16 protein-coding genes are annotated in these 14,320 nt (G+C 32.8%); 10 read left to right on the forward strand and 6 right to left on the reverse strand.

Annotated features, from left to right (window positions below; genetic code table 11):
• Window positions 1–34 precede the first annotated feature (34 nt).
• Complete coding sequence (thiD, locus tag HMPREF2561_RS06555) at window positions 35–865, reverse strand: bifunctional hydroxymethylpyrimidine kinase/phosphomethylpyrimidine kinase (RefSeq protein ID WP_049413728.1); 831 nt, start codon at window positions 863–865, stop codon at window positions 35–37.
• Between the two features lie 141 nt (window positions 866–1,006).
• Here thiD and HMPREF2561_RS06560 point away from each other — a divergent pair, with 141 nt between their 5' ends.
• The 4 genes from HMPREF2561_RS06560 (at window position 1,007) to HMPREF2561_RS06575 (ending at window position 3,959) form a co-directional block, all read left to right on the forward strand.
• Window positions 1,007–1,666, forward strand: coding sequence for a uracil-DNA glycosylase (locus HMPREF2561_RS06560; protein WP_002448873.1), 660 nt, complete (start codon window positions 1,007–1,009; stop codon window positions 1,664–1,666).
• Complete coding sequence (locus tag HMPREF2561_RS06565) at window positions 1,667–2,017, forward strand: DUF5327 family protein (protein ID WP_002448883.1); 351 nt, start codon at window positions 1,667–1,669, stop codon at window positions 2,015–2,017.
• A gap of 33 nt (window positions 2,018–2,050) precedes the next feature.
• Window positions 2,051–2,419, forward strand: coding sequence for a DUF423 domain-containing protein (locus HMPREF2561_RS06570; RefSeq protein WP_002455700.1), 369 nt, complete (start codon window positions 2,051–2,053; stop codon window positions 2,417–2,419).
• A gap of 70 nt (window positions 2,420–2,489) precedes the next feature.
• Window positions 2,490–3,959, forward strand: coding sequence for an APC family permease (locus HMPREF2561_RS06575; protein WP_049413731.1), 1,470 nt, complete (start codon window positions 2,490–2,492; stop codon window positions 3,957–3,959).
• A 56-nt stretch (window positions 3,960–4,015) separates the two neighbouring features.
• Here the strand turns inward: HMPREF2561_RS06575 and HMPREF2561_RS06580 are convergent, their stop codons facing one another.
• The 3 genes from HMPREF2561_RS06580 to hemQ form a co-directional block, all read right to left on the reverse strand.
• Entirely contained in the window at window positions 4,016–4,468 is a 453-nt protein-coding gene (locus tag HMPREF2561_RS06580; RefSeq protein WP_002448879.1) for a threonine/serine exporter family protein, read from the reverse strand.
• A 12-nt stretch (window positions 4,469–4,480) separates the two neighbouring features.
• Window positions 4,481–5,248: a threonine/serine exporter family protein gene (locus HMPREF2561_RS06585; RefSeq protein ID WP_002455698.1), complete on the reverse strand. Its 768-nt coding sequence runs from the start codon at window positions 5,246–5,248 to the stop codon at window positions 4,481–4,483.
• Between the two features lie 453 nt (window positions 5,249–5,701).
• Complete coding sequence (hemQ, locus tag HMPREF2561_RS06590; RefSeq protein WP_002455697.1) at window positions 5,702–6,451, reverse strand: hydrogen peroxide-dependent heme synthase; 750 nt, start codon at window positions 6,449–6,451, stop codon at window positions 5,702–5,704.
• Window positions 6,452–6,621: 170 nt separating this feature from the next.
• Between hemQ and pta the strand changes: the two genes are divergently transcribed.
• The 6 genes from pta to HMPREF2561_RS06620 all read left to right on the forward strand — a co-directional run bounded on the left by pta (window position 6,622) and on the right by HMPREF2561_RS06620 (window position 12,378).
• Window positions 6,622–7,611 (forward strand): phosphate acetyltransferase, encoded by a 990-nt coding sequence (gene pta, locus HMPREF2561_RS06595; protein ID WP_002488580.1) that lies wholly within the window; start codon window positions 6,622–6,624, stop codon window positions 7,609–7,611.
• Window positions 7,611–8,447 carry a lipoate--protein ligase family protein gene (locus HMPREF2561_RS06600; protein WP_049413732.1) on the forward strand — a complete coding sequence of 279 codons (837 nt, stop codon included), beginning with the start codon at window positions 7,611–7,613 and terminating at the stop codon, window positions 8,445–8,447. Before pta ends, HMPREF2561_RS06600 begins: the two co-directional genes overlap by 1 nt.
• A 412-nt stretch (window positions 8,448–8,859) precedes the next feature.
• Window positions 8,860–9,783, forward strand: coding sequence for a mevalonate kinase (gene mvk, locus HMPREF2561_RS06605; RefSeq protein WP_049382089.1), 924 nt, complete (start codon window positions 8,860–8,862; stop codon window positions 9,781–9,783).
• 4 nt (window positions 9,784–9,787) lie between these two features.
• On the forward strand, window positions 9,788–10,771 hold the full coding sequence (mvaD, locus tag HMPREF2561_RS06610) for a diphosphomevalonate decarboxylase (RefSeq protein ID WP_049382090.1): 984 nt from the start codon (window positions 9,788–9,790) through the stop codon (window positions 10,769–10,771).
• 12 nt (window positions 10,772–10,783) lie between these two features.
• The gene (locus HMPREF2561_RS06615; protein ID WP_017176049.1) at window positions 10,784–11,860 is read left to right on the forward strand and encodes a phosphomevalonate kinase; all 1,077 of its coding nucleotides are present in this window, start codon (window positions 10,784–10,786) and stop codon (window positions 11,858–11,860) included.
• Between the two features lie 176 nt (window positions 11,861–12,036).
• Window positions 12,037–12,378: a YuzB family protein gene (locus tag HMPREF2561_RS06620; protein WP_017176048.1), complete on the forward strand. Its 342-nt coding sequence runs from the start codon at window positions 12,037–12,039 to the stop codon at window positions 12,376–12,378.
• A gap of 63 nt (window positions 12,379–12,441) precedes the next feature.
• Here the strand turns inward: HMPREF2561_RS06620 and merA are convergent, their stop codons facing one another.
• A complete protein-coding gene (gene merA / locus HMPREF2561_RS06625; RefSeq protein WP_017176047.1) occupies window positions 12,442–13,764 on the reverse strand; it encodes a hypothiocyanous acid reductase MerA in 1,323 nt (440 codons plus the stop codon).
• The gene (gene hypR / locus HMPREF2561_RS06630; RefSeq protein ID WP_049413734.1) at window positions 13,751–14,191 is read right to left on the reverse strand and encodes a redox-sensitive transcriptional regulator HypR; all 441 of its coding nucleotides are present in this window, start codon (window positions 14,189–14,191) and stop codon (window positions 13,751–13,753) included. Before hypR ends, merA begins: the two co-directional genes overlap by 14 nt.
• Window positions 14,192–14,320: the final 129 nt, after the last annotated feature.

Genomic DNA, 14,320 nt, shown 5'->3' on the forward strand with positions numbered 1-14,320 from the left:
GTACTAGCATTTTTTTCAAAAATGCAGTACTTCTTTAAACTTCTTTGACGTCGACGTCGATGTGTTCTACGCGGTTGTATGCGCCGTGATCAACTGGGCCTACAAAGTCGTTCATTTTCCAACCATTTTTAATTGCTGATGCTACGAATGCTTTAGCGCTAATAACAGCTTCTTTAGGTGATTTACCATTTGCCAAGTAAGCTGTTGTAGCTGCTGCAAATGTACAACCTGCACCGTGGTTATAACTTTGTTGGAACATATCAGTTGTTAATTGATAATATGTTTGACCATCATAATATAAGTCGTAAGATTTATCTTGATCTAATGCTTTACCACCTTTAATAATAATATGTTGAGCACCTTGATCATAAATGATTTTTGCAGCTTTTTTCATATCTTCAATTGACGTTAATTTACCTAATCCAGATAATTGACCAGCTTCAAATAAATTAGGTGTTACGACCGTTGCTTTAGGTAATAAATATTTAATCATTGCATCTGTATTTCCTGGGTTAAGTACTTCGTCTTCCCCTTTACATACCATAACTGGGTCTACTACGAAATATTTTGCACCTGATTGTTCAAATGCTTCGCCAGCACGTTTAATGATGTCTTCAGTTCCAAGCATACCTGTTTTAACAGCATCTGGACCAATTGAAATGACGGTTTCTAATTGTTTTTCGAATACATCCATTGGAAGTGGTGTCACATCGTGGGACCAAGTTTCTTTATCCATTGTTACAACAGCTGTTAAAGCCACCATACCGTAAGTGTTTAGTTCTTGAAATGTTTTAAGGTCGGCTTGCATACCTGCTCCAGCGCTTGTATCAGAACCGGCAATTGTTAATACTTTTTTTAATGCCATGTATTATCACTCCTGTCAATTATTTACATCTTTATTTATCATATCATGTAACTCAACTATTGTTCTAGCATGAAGATAGTAAGGCGATTTATATCACGTTTCAGAGGAGTCCTATGTTAAAATAGAAGTGAGGTGAAAACGATGGAATGGTCAGACATTTTTCATGACATTACAACAAAACATGATTTTAAAGCAATGCATGATTTTTTAGAAAAAGAATATACGACACAAATCGTCTATCCAGATAGAGAAAATATTTATCAAGCTTTTGATTTAACACCATTTGAAGATATTAAAGTTGTTATTTTGGGTCAAGATCCATATCATGGACCTAACCAAGCACATGGGTTAGCATTTTCAGTTCAACCCAATGCTAAATTTCCACCATCTTTAAGAAATATGTATCAAGAATTAGAAGATGATATTGGCTGTCATAGAACTTCTCCACATCTACAGGACTGGGCGCGTGAAGGTGTTCTGTTATTAAATACTGTATTAACTGTACGTAAAGGTGAAGCGCATTCCCATAAGAACATTGGATGGGAACTCTTTACAGATGAAGTTATTAAGGCTATTTCAGATTATCGCGAAGATGTTGTCTTTATCTTATGGGGAAAACCTGCGCAGCAAAAGATAAAATTAATTGATACAGCAAAGCATCATATCATTAAATCTGTTCATCCAAGTCCATTATCTGCTTATCGAGGTTTCTTTGGGTCTAAACCTTACTCTCGTACAAATGATTATTTAAAATCTAAAGGTAAAACACCCATACAATGGTGCGAAAGTGGGGAATCTTAATTGAACAAAGAACAATTAATTCAACTTATAGAACACGAATTAGTGCAAGCAGATGAATCTCAAAATGAACAGCAGTTTGAAAAGCATATGTATGCGATTCATACCTTAACATCTCTTTATTCCGATGTTTCGAAACGACCTTCTAAAAAATCAAAGCATGATTTTACTAATAGTGTAACTTCTGAATCTTCGTTTTCAAATAAGCCTTCAAATCATTCAGCGATTACTGCTGCTGAAATTGAAGCGATGGGTGGTAAAGTTCCACAAACAATGAAGCATCAAACTAAATCGTCTAATATGATGGTGACAGATGATGAAATTGGAAATGGTGAATCAATATTTGATTTTTAATTAAAAATAAGTTAGGAGAACTAAAACATTATGATGAAAGTATTTATAATTTTAGGTGCATTGTGTACGATGATGTCTGTTGGTACGGGTGCTTTTGGTGCACATGGACTTGAAGGAAAACTCTCTGATAAATATATGTCAGTATGGGAAAAAGCAGTGAATTATCAAATGTATCATGGTCTAGGATTAATTCTGATTGGCATCATTAGTGGTACAACTTCTATTAATGTGAATTGGGCAGGATGGCTTCTGTTCTTTGGTATTGTGCTATTTAGTGGCTCATTATATATTCTTGCATTGACTCAAATTCGTATTTTAGGAGCGATTACACCAATAGGGGGCATACTCTTTATTGTGGGATGGTTAATGTTAATTATTGCAACATTTAAATTTGCAGGATAATTATATTTTATATTTTGGTTAGTAAACTCACCTTTTAGGGTATGTTAAGTACTCGAGGTGAGTTTATTTTATGAATGATAAAAATCGAGAGATAGATAGAGGAGATTTAAAGCAAAACCTCTCTGAAAAATTTGTTTGGGCGATTGCTTATGGCTCGTGTATCGGATGGGGAGCATTCATACTGCCCGGTGATTGGATTAAACAATCAGGTCCGATTGCTTCGGCAATTGGTATTGTTATTGGTGCTTTATTGATGATATTAATTGCTGTAAGTTATGGTGCATTAGTCGAACGTTTTCCTGTGTCAGGCGGTGCATTCGCGTTTAGTTATTTAAGTTTTGGAAGATATGTGAGTTTCTTTTCATCATGGTTCTTAACATTCGGTTATGTTTGTGTAGTAGCGTTAAATGCGACAGCATTTAGTTTATTAATTAAGTTTTTACTGCCAAACATTTTGAATAGTGGAAGATTATATACGATTGCTGGATGGGATGTTTACATAACAGAAATAGTTATTGCTACGGTATTATTACTAGTATTTATGTTTATTGCAATTCGTGGTGCAAGTGTTTCTGGTACACTCCAATATTACTTTTGTGTAGCAATGGTTATTGTTGTTGTACTTATGTTTATAGGTTCATTTTTCGGAAATAACTTTTCGTTAAGCAACTTACAACCTTTAGCAAGTAAAGAGCTTGGATGGTTTAATTCCATTATTATGATTGTAGCTATTGCACCATGGGCTTATGTGGGATTTGATAATATTCCACAAACAGCAGAAGAGTTTAATTTCTCGCCAAACAAAACGTTTAAATTGATTGTATACAGTTTATTAGCGGCAGCTTTAACTTATGTCATTATGATTTTGTACACAGGATGGTTGGGTACGAATAATGCGAACTTTAATGGAAATTTATGGTTAACAGGCGCTGAAACACAAACTGCTTTTGGTTATATTGGCTTAGGCGTATTAGCGATTGCTATTATTATGGGGATTTTTACTGGATTAAATGGATTCTTAATGAGTTCAAGTCGATTACTATTCTCAATGGGACGTGCTGGTATCATGCCTAAAGCGTTTAGTAAATTACATCCAAAATATAAAACACCCTATGTAGCCATTATCTTTTTAGTAGCTATTACTTTAATTGCGCCATGGTTAGGACGTACCGCATTGACATGGATTGTTGATATGTCTTCAACAGGTGTATCGATTGCTTATTTTATTACTTGTTTATCTGCTGCTAAGCTATTTAGTTACAATAAACAAAGTAACACGTATGGTCCTATTTATAAGACCTTTGCTATTTTAGGTTCTATTGTTTCATTTATCTTTTTACTTTTATTATTAGTTCCAGGATCACCGGCTTCACTTTCAATGCCTTCATATATTGCATTGGGTAGTTGGTTAGTGATTGGTCTTATTTTCTTTGTAGTTCGATACCCTAAATTAAAAAATATGAATAATGATGAATTAAGTCGTCTGATTTTAAATCAATCAGAACGAGAAGTTAAAGAAATGATAAAAGATAAAAAATAATATACGTAAACGCGAGAGATGAGGGTTAGTTACCTACAATCTCTCGCGTTTTATTGTTATATACGTTTACGTCGCCGAGCGAAACCAGAAACGATGATTTTTGAAATTTGGTCTGCGAATAATAATCCTAATGCAATCGCACCAGCGATAAGTGTGACTTCGAGCATTGTATTGATTGCTTTACCAAATTGTAATAAGACTAGATTTTTAGTTGCATCAAAAGCAAGTCCACCAGGAACTAATGGAATAATACCAGTAACCATGAAAATGATTGCAGGTTCACGTTTTTTACGAGCCATGTAATGACTGATTAAACCCAATGTAAAGCTACCGAAGAAACTTGAATAAATCGTATGTATATTCAAACCTTGGTAGAATAAAATATATACCATCCATCCACAAGCTCCAACAAAACCACACGATAAATACAGCTTTCTAGGAGCGTCAAAGATGACACAGAAAAAGAGAGAAGCTGTATAACTAAATATAAAATTAAATAACCAAAACATGTATGCGTACTCCTAAACTAATATTAATATCGAACCTACACCGGCACCAATACCAAATGCGGTTACAAGTGCTTCTAAAGACTTAGTGGTAAACATCATCATATGACCGCCAAATAAATCTTGTATAGCATTCGTAATCAGTACTCCAGGTACAATAGGCATGACTGCAGCAATAATAATAGTAGCTAAATCACCACTTGGCGCTAACCAATGACCGAATACTGCGATAATACCAATAACTAAGGATCCGACGAATTCTGGAATAAATTGTGCGTGTAATCGGCGATCCAGAATTTCAACAACCAGATATCCAATACTACCTGCAAGTAGAGCAGTAATCACATCGATAAATTGGCCACCTTGCAAATATAGGAAACTAATTGCAATAATGGCAGCAGCAATCCCTTTAAATGTTAAGCTACTATCTCGTTTTGCAATATATATTTTTTCTAATCGCTCTTTTGCATCTTCTAAAGAGATATCCCCTTTTGTGATTAATCGTGATATTTCATTTGCTTGTGAAATTTTAATGAGATTAGTATCACGGGAATTAATTCTAAATATTCGTGGGTAAGATTCGTTATGTAAAGTAAATTGAATGACTGTATTTGTAACGAAACTATTGCTTTCAGGATATCCTAGTTTTCGAGCAATACGGGTCATTGTATCTTCTACACGTGTTCCTTCCGCACCAGATTCAAGTAATATACGTCCAGCCATCATGACGACGTCTTTGATTAAAGTTTCATCTATATGTTCTTGCTTATTTATATTTTCCATTTCATCACCATTCGTTAAGATGTAATCATTATTATAGTAAAAGTACATGAAAATAACTACCTTACATTATAAAACTTAACAATCATAATATGATGAACATTCATATTTATATCTCAATAGTAGGTAAATATATTTTAATGAAAATAAAATTTAATGTAAAAAAACAATTGTAAAAAAACAATTGATTTATAACAATAATGTTTCAGAACATTACAATTCGGTTAAATAATAATAGTTAACAAATCAAAATTGTGCTGGGTAGCGACAGCACTTTTGTGATTTGTTAATGTTCAGAGTAGTAATGAAGTTCTCCCAAACCACACTACTTGAAGTACACTTTGTAAAAAGTGTACTTTATCTCGGAAACTAATTGTCTTATATAAATATATTAATTTATTGAAAAATGGAGCAAAGACTGGCGTTTACTATGCTAGTCTTTGCTCCATTTATATATTAAATTGCAAAAAATTGATCGAAATGATCAGTAGTTAAAATATGGCCGATATAGAAACTACCAAAGTCGCCATAGCGAGCAGTCGTTTCATCAAAACGCATTTCATAAACAATTTTTTTGAATTGTAGAACATCATCTGAGAATAATGTGACGCCCCATTCAAAATCATCAAAACCTACTGAACCAGTAATAAATTGTTTAATTTTACCAGCGAATTTGCGTCCAATCATACCATGGTTATACATTAATTTTTTACGGTCTTCCATTGGTAACATATACCAGTTATATGTTTCATTACGACGTTTATCCATTGGATAGAAACAAATATATTCTGTTCTAGGCAATTCTGGATATAATCTTGCTTTAATATGTGGATTTTCATAAGGATCTTCGTCTGATTTACCAGCTAAATAGTTACCCAACTCAATCACAGATACATATGAATAAGTTTGAATGAAGAAATCAGCAATTCTTAATTTATTTAATTCATTTTCAATTTCATTCAATTCTTTCATTTCTGGACGTAAATACCATAATAAAATATCTGCTTTTTGACCTGTAATATTATATAAAGCATAATCTCCAGCTTGTTTTTCTCTGGCAGTGGCTTTATTTTCGATAAATACTTTAAATTCATTAATCATTGCTTCGCGCTCATCTTCTGGCACCAATCTAAAAGTTGCCCAATCGACAGCGTAAAATAAATGAAGGCTATACCAACCATCTAATGTTTCAGCTGCTTCACTCATATCTATCGCTCCTTTAACTATATTTTCTATCAATACAGATTAAATTTTATCATAAAGAGAATTGTCACACATACTTAAAAGATTACAAATTAATGAAATAGAAATATTAAAAGAAATAAAGTATAATTAAGGTGAAAATACTATTATTTAAAAAATTTGAGGAGGGCATTATGTCTAGTTTATTAGATGTATTACAAGAAAAACTTTCAGGAAAAAACGTTAGAATTGTATTACCGGAAGGTGAAGATGAACGAGTATTAACAGCGGCTACAAAGTTACAAGCAACTGACTATGTTACACCTTTAGTATTAGGTAATGAAGAAAAAGTAAATACTTTAGCTCAAGATAAAGGATTAGATATCTCTAATATTCAAATTATCGATCCTTCTAAAAGTGATTTGAAACCTGAATTAGTCAAATCTTTCGTAGAACGTCGTAAAGGTAAAGCTACTGAAGAACAAGCTCAAGAATTATTAAACAATGTTAACTATTTTGGAACAATGTTAGTATACGCTGGTCATGCTGATGGATTAGTAAGTGGTGCTGCACATTCAACTGGAGATACTGTCCGTCCTGCCTTACAAATTATTAAAACAAAACCTGGCGTATCTAGAACATCTGGTATCTTCTTTATGATTAAAGAAGATAAACAATATATATTTGGTGATTGCGCTATCAATCCAACATTAGAATCTTCTGATTTAGCAGAAATTGCCGTAGAAAGTGCAAAATCAGCAAAAAGTTTTGGTATGGACCCACGTGTTGCTATGTTAAGTTTCTCAACTAAAGGTTCAGCTAAATCAGATGATGTAGAAAAAGTCGCTAACGCAGTAAAATTAGCACAAGAAAAAGTGGAATCTGAAGGTTTAGATAATGTAGTGGTTGATGGAGAATTTCAATTTGATGCTGCGATTGTACCTGCAGTTGCAGAGAAAAAAGCACCTGGAGCAAAAATTCAAGGTGACGCAAATGTATTTGTATTCCCAAGTTTAGAAGCAGGTAATATTGGCTACAAAATTGCACAACGTTTAGGTGGATTTGAAGCGATTGGTCCAGTTTTACAAGGTCTTAATTCACCTGTAAATGATTTATCTCGTGGTTGCTCTACTGAAGACGTTTATAACTTATCAATTATTACTGCTGCTCAAACATTACAATAATGGATTTAGCGAGTAAGTATTTTAATGACATTCATTGGCGCTATATAGACCATTCTTCAGGTTTAGCGCCAATGCAGTCATTTGCATTTGATGACACGTTTTCAGAAAGTGTAGGAAAAGATATATCTTGTAACGTTGTAAGAACATGGATTCACCAACACACTGTCATTTTAGGTATACATGATTCACGTTTACCATTTTTAAAAGACGGTATTCAATACTTAACTGATGAGGTGGGTTATAATGCAATCGTTAGAAATTCTGGTGGTCTTGGGGTTGTATTAGACCAAGGTGTTTTAAATATTTCGCTTATTTTTAAAGGACAGACTGAGATAACAATTGATGAAGCATTCACAGTTATGTATTTACTTATTTGTAAAATGTTCGAAAATGAAAATGTAGATATAGATACTAAAGAAATAGAGCATTCATATTGTCCTGGAAGATTTGATTTAAGTATTGATGGGAAAAAATTTGCTGGTATTTCACAACGACGTGTACGTGGAGGTATTGCAGTTCAAATTTATTTATGTGTTGAAGGTTCTGGTGAAGAAAGAGCTGAAATGATGCATGAATTTTATAAACGTGCCTTGAAAGGTGAAGTTACGAAATTTAAATATCCGGATATTAAACCAGAATGTATGGCATCTTTGGAAACATTACTTCATCGGGACATTAAAGTTCAAGATGTGATGTTCCAATTACTTTATGCGATTAAAGACTTAGGTGGCCAGCTAAATATGGATCCAATTACAGAGGATGAGTGGCAACGTTATGAAGGATATTTCGATAAAATGATTGAACGTAATGAGAAAATGAATCGTTCCTTAGATTAAAATAAGATAAAAGGGAGTAAGAAAAATTCTAAGTGAATTTTAGCTTACTCCCTTTTTAGCATGCAATCATACAACTAAAGTGTATATTTATATTCAAAAATATAAAAATTGCTACATTCTTATTATTTTTTATAGTAATATAGATGAGGTGGATTCATTTAGGAACGATAATTTAACTATAATTATGTTGATTATAACATTTTTTAGGATATAAATATTTCAAAGTTTTGAACTATTTTTGACAAAGTTTTATACTATTTATTGATGTATTAACACAAATGTAAGATTTGAAGTAAATGAGTATAAACATATGTGTAAAATGAAATGTACAAATGTATAAATACGTTCAATTTTAAAACAACATTAATGAATGTTGAAATCATTTTAGAAAGAATATTAAAGGTGAGATATCATGGTACGACGTGGCTATGGGGAATCTAACGGAAAAATTATATTGATTGGTGAGCATGCTGTAACTTTTGGCCAGCCAGCAATCGCCATTCCATTTACTTCAGGAAAAGTAAAAGTGCTTATTGAAAGCTTAGAAAAAGGTAATTATTCAGCAATTCAGAGTGATGTTTATGATGGTCCTTTATACGATGCACCTGATCATTTGAAATCACTTATTACACACTTCGTAGAAAGCAAACATGTTGAAGAACCATTGTTGATTAAAATTCAAGCTAATTTACCACCTTCTCGAGGTTTAGGTTCGAGTGCAGCAGTAGCAGTAGCTTTTATAAGAGCAAGTTATGATTATTTAGAATTGCCGCTATCTGATGAAGAGTTACTAGAAAATGCAGACTGGGCTGAACGCATTGCTCATGGTAAACCAAGTGGTATTGATACAAAAACGATTGTAACGAATCAACCTGTTTGGTATCAAAAAGGAGAAGTGGAAATTTTAAAATCCCTTGATTTAGATGGCTATATGGTTGTTATTGATACAGGAGTTAAAGGCTCTACAAAACAAGCAGTTGAAGATGTACATCGTTTATGTGATAACGATGAGTCATATATGAATGTCATTGAACATATTGGCTCTCTTGTTTATTTAGCTAGTGATGCAATTAACCATCACAGCTTTGATCAGCTTGCTAATATATTTAATCAATGTCAAGACGATTTAAGAACATTGACAGTCAGTCATGATAAAATCGAAACATTACTCGAAATTGGAAGACAACATGGTGCAGTAGCTGGGAAATTAACTGGCGGTGGACGAGGAGGTAGCATGTTAATTCTAACTAAAGAAGAAGTGACTGCTAAAACTATTGTTGCAGCAGCCGAAAAAGCTGGAGCGCAACATACTTGGATTGAAAAGTTAGGAGGATAAATCTTTGAAAAAAAGTGGTAAAGCACGCGCTCATACGAATATTGCTCTAATAAAATATTGGGGAAAAGCAGATGAAGATCTAATTATTCCTATGAATAATAGTTTATCAGTGACATTAGAGCGTTTCTATACAGAAACACGTGTAACGTTTGATGCTTCATTAACAGAAGATCAACTTATTTTAAATAAGGAAGCTGTTAACGCTAAAGAAAGCGCCAAAATTCAACGTTATATGGATATGATTCGAAAAGAAGCTGGTATTTCAACGTATGCACTAATAGAAAGTGATAATTTTGTACCTACTGCTGCCGGTTTAGCTTCTTCAGCTAGTGCATATGCAGCTTTAGCTGGTGCTTGCAATGAAGCGCTTGATTTAAACCTATCAGATAAAGATTTATCTCGTCTTGCTCGTCGTGGTTCTGGATCAGCATCAAGAAGTATTTATGGTGGTTTTGCTGAATGGGAAAAAGGCTATGATGATAAAACGTCTTACGCCCATCAAATTGAGTCAGATGGTTTCGAGAATGACTTAGCTATGATTTTTGTAGTTATTAACAATAAATCAAAGAAAGTATCAAGTCGTTCAGGTATGTCTTTAACTCGTGAGACTTCACGTTTTTATCAATACTGGTTAGATCATGTAGAGGAAGATTTAAAAGTCACAAAACAAGCGATTGCCCAAAAAGATTTTAAACGAATGGGTGAAGTGATTGAGGCAAACGGTTTGAGAATGCACGCAACAAATTTAGGTGCACAGCCACCATTTACATATCTTGTGCCAGAAAGCTACGAAGCTATGAGAATTGTACATGAATGTAGAGAAGCAGGATTACCTTGTTATTTTACTATGGATGCAGGACCAAATGTAAAAGTTCTAATAGAAAAGAAACATCAACAAGCGATTGTGAATCAATTTTTAGAAGTATTTAATAAAGATCAAATTATAACAAGTGATATTACACACGCAGGAGTCGAAATAATTAAGTAGGGAAGAGATATAATGATTCAGGCAAAAGCGCCAGGAAAACTTTATATAGCGGGCGAATATGCTGTAACCGAACCTGGATATAAATCAGTGTTAATTGCAGTAGATCGTTTTGTCACGGCTGCTATTGAAGCTTCAAATGAAATCACAGGTACGATTCATTCTAAAACATTACACTATAAACCTGTCACATTTAATCGTAATGAAGATAAAATAGAAATATCAGATGTACATGCAGCCAATCAACTCAAATATGTAGTTACTGCTATTGAAGTGTTTGAGCAGTATGCGAAAAGTTGTAATATAAAATTAAAACATTTTCATCTTACTATTGATAGTAATCTTGCAGATGCATCAGGACAAAAGTATGGTTTAGGTTCTAGTGCTGCAGTTTTAGTATCTGTGATTAAGGTTCTAAATGAATTTTATGAAATGGAGTTATCCAATCTTTATATTTATAAGCTTGCGGTTATTTCAAATATGAGATTACAAAGTTTAAGTTCATGCGGAGATATTGCTGTTAGTGTTTATAGTGGATGGCTTGCCTATAGTACGTTTGATCACGAATGGGTAAAACAACAAATGAAAGAAACATCTGTAGATGAAGTATTAGAAAAAAACTGGCCAGGTCTTCATATAGAACCTTTACAAGCGCCTGAAAATATGGAAGTTCTCATAGGATGGACCGGTTCTCCTGCTTCGTCACCTCACTTAGTAAGCGAAGTCAAGCGTTTAAAATCTGACCCTATTTTTTATGGTAAATTTCTTGATCAATCAAATACGTGTGTGGAAAATTTAATCTATGCTTTTAAAACGAATAATATAAAAGGTGTACAAAAAATGATTCGTCAAAATCGTAGTATTATTCAGCAAATGGATAAAGAGGCTACGGTTGATATTGAAACAAAAAAATTAAAATTATTATGTGATATTGGTGAACGTTTTGGTGGTGCAGCAAAAACTTCTGGAGCTGGTGGAGGAGATTGTGGCATTACAATTATCGATAATAGAGTTGATAAGCACTCTATTTATGAAGTATGGGAAAAAGAGGGAATTAAACCTTTGAAATTTAAAATATATCACGGACAATAAGACTACTATTATGATGATGCGAGACATTTTATTAAGAAAATATATGTCTTGCTTTTTATTTATAGCAAATCTTTTTTAGTGCTTGAATTTTTAATTAAAAAGAGTAAAATAATTAGAGTTGTAATAAATGAATGGAAGTCAATATGAGAGAAAATAATGTAAAGGTGGGTAGCGAAGTGAAGAATAAATTTTTGATTTGTGACGAATGTCAGGCAGTTAACTTAAAATCATTAAAGAAAAAATTAGAAAAATTAGATCCTGATGCTGAAATTGAAATAGGCTGTCAGTCATACTGTGGTCCAGGTCGTCGTAAGACATTTGCTTTTGTTAATAATCGCCCACTTGCTGCATTGACTGAAGATGAACTTATGGAAAAAGTGACTGCACAATTAAAAAAACCACGTGATCCTGAAGAAGAAGAACGTTTGAGAAAACGTAATGAAGAACGTAAGCGTCGTAAAGAAGAACAAGATAGAAAATTAAAAGAAAAATTAGCAAAGCGTAAAGCAAATAAATAATAAATATCGATGATAAAGAAGCTCGTAAACTCATTTAAAAATGGGTTTACGAGCTTTTTTTAATTAAATATTAAATAAGTCATTAAATGATTCAGCTATTGTTGGATGAGTATAAATATTATCGCGTAATACTTGATAAGGAATATGTTGATCGATAGCAAGTTTAATTAAATTAATAATTTCTTCAGAACCTTTACCATATAAAGTAGCACCTAATATTTCATTATTATCTTTATTGATTACAACTTTGAAAAGACCGCGACCATCGTTATTAATTTTGTGTTTTGGTATAGTATTAATAAATAAAGTGTTTTCAACGTAATTATAATTTAATTGTTGTGCTTCTGAAGCGGTGATACCAACACGAGAAAGTGGTGGATCGATAAATACTGTATAAGGGATAATACCACGATTTTCAGTATGTCGTGAACGATCACCGAACAATTCAGATTTCAAGATTCTAAAGTCATCTAAAGAAATATAAGTGAATTGTAATCCACCTTTTACATCTCCGGCAGCATAAATATGTGATACAGAGGTTTGTAGATGGTTGTTTACTTTTATTTCTCCGTGAGTGCCTAACTCAATATCTGTATTGTTCAGAGCTAAATCTGTATTTGGTACACGTCCTGTAGCAAGTAAGATTGCATCACCAGTAAAGTTTCCTTGTGAGGTTTCAACTGTTGTCAAATCACCTTCATTTTTTAATGCTTTTGTTTCAACATTAGTAATTAAACGTACGCCTTTATCTTTAAAATCATTAATCATGTGTGTGACTATTTCTTGATCTTCTCTAGCCATAAATTGTTTATTATATTCTAGTACAGTTACGTTTGTACCAAAGCTTTGAAACATTGAGGCAAATTCTAATGCAATATATCCTCCACCAATAATCACTAATTCTTTAGGTTGATAAGAAATATTTAATAGTCCTTTTGAATCATATACATTTTGTGCTGAGTCTATACCTTCAATATTTGGAATATTAGATTTTGCACCTGTATTAATTAAAATTTTATCTGCTGTCAGTGTTTGAACTAACTTACCATTTTCATCAATTAATTCTACTTCTGTATTAGATTTAAATTGTGCTTTAAAGTTTAACAAGGTAATATTTTCATCATTTTCTAAGTTTAAATAGTTTTTTTGATTTAATGCTTTGACTACTTCTTTTTTTCTTGAAAAGGCAGTTGAAAAATCGACATGTTTAATACCATCATTAACAAGCACTTTAGATGGAATACAGCCATGGTTTATGCATGTACCGCCATAGCTTTCTGTAAACTGTTCAATTAAAGCAACCTGTTGTCCTTGTGATGATGCATATTTGGCAAGTGTTTTTCCGGCTTTACCAAAACCAATAACGATTAAATTATAATGTGTCATATGTTGTATCCTCCTGAAGTGTATCATTAATTACATCATTAATTGTGAGGGTATCATAAAAATTTAAAATAACACGATGTTCCTTTTGATTATAGTGTGACATGGTCTTTGCTATGTTTCTTGATATTTCACAATCGCTCTGCTCATGACCTGTGAAAATACGCTGTTGGCTATCTTTTTCAAGCATAAATATACGATATAGTACTGATAGTTTAATGCTAGCAGTTGAATGATTTGCACTATATCCACCATTTTTACCACGGGAAGTATTAATAAACTGGTATTGATTTAAAACAGTAGTCACTCTACGTAATTGAACTGGATTGAGGCAAGTTAATTTTGCTAAAGATTGACTACTGAATTGTTGGTTGTCGTGCTTTACTAAAAAACTAAGTACGTGAACGGCAATGTTAAATTCTAAATTCAAATGATGCACCTCCTAAATGTAACTTTATTAGTTACATTTAAATATAAAATAAAACATATGTCAAATTTAATGTTTTAAACACTACTGAATGAATTTATCATTACTAATCGGGTAAACTATAAATAGAAA

The sequence above is a fragment of the Staphylococcus sp. HMSC069E10 genome (assembly GCF_001809205.1).
Taxonomy (GTDB): domain Bacteria; phylum Bacillota; class Bacilli; order Staphylococcales; family Staphylococcaceae; genus Staphylococcus; species Staphylococcus hominis.

Excerpts from the sequence above, each read along its gene's own strand:
- HMPREF2561_RS06570 (WP_002455700.1), top strand. The coding sequence starts at position 2,051 with ATGAAAGTATTTATAATTTTAGGTGCATTGTGTACGATGATGTCTGTT.
- mvk (WP_049382089.1), top strand. The coding sequence starts at position 8,860 with ATGGTACGACGTGGCTATGGGGAATCTAACGGAAAAATTATATTGATT.
- pta (WP_002488580.1), top strand. The coding sequence starts at position 6,622 with ATGTCTAGTTTATTAGATGTATTACAAGAAAAACTTTCAGGAAAAAAC.
- HMPREF2561_RS06585 (WP_002455698.1), bottom strand. The coding sequence starts at position 5,248 with ATGGAAAATATAAATAAGCAAGAACATATAGATGAAACTTTAATCAAA.
- HMPREF2561_RS06600 (WP_049413732.1), top strand. The coding sequence starts at position 7,611 with ATGGATTTAGCGAGTAAGTATTTTAATGACATTCATTGGCGCTATATA.
- HMPREF2561_RS06575 (WP_049413731.1), top strand. The coding sequence starts at position 2,490 with ATGAATGATAAAAATCGAGAGATAGATAGAGGAGATTTAAAGCAAAAC.
- HMPREF2561_RS06615 (WP_017176049.1), top strand. The coding sequence starts at position 10,784 with ATGATTCAGGCAAAAGCGCCAGGAAAACTTTATATAGCGGGCGAATAT.
- merA (WP_017176047.1), bottom strand. The coding sequence starts at position 13,764 with ATGACACATTATAATTTAATCGTTATTGGTTTTGGTAAAGCCGGAAAA.
- hemQ (WP_002455697.1), bottom strand. The coding sequence starts at position 6,451 with ATGAGTGAAGCAGCTGAAACATTAGATGGTTGGTATAGCCTTCATTTA.
- thiD (WP_049413728.1), bottom strand. The coding sequence starts at position 865 with ATGGCATTAAAAAAAGTATTAACAATTGCCGGTTCTGATACAAGCGCT.
- HMPREF2561_RS06580 (WP_002448879.1), bottom strand. The coding sequence starts at position 4,468 with ATGTTTTGGTTATTTAATTTTATATTTAGTTATACAGCTTCTCTCTTT.
- HMPREF2561_RS06560 (WP_002448873.1), top strand. The coding sequence starts at position 1,007 with ATGGAATGGTCAGACATTTTTCATGACATTACAACAAAACATGATTTT.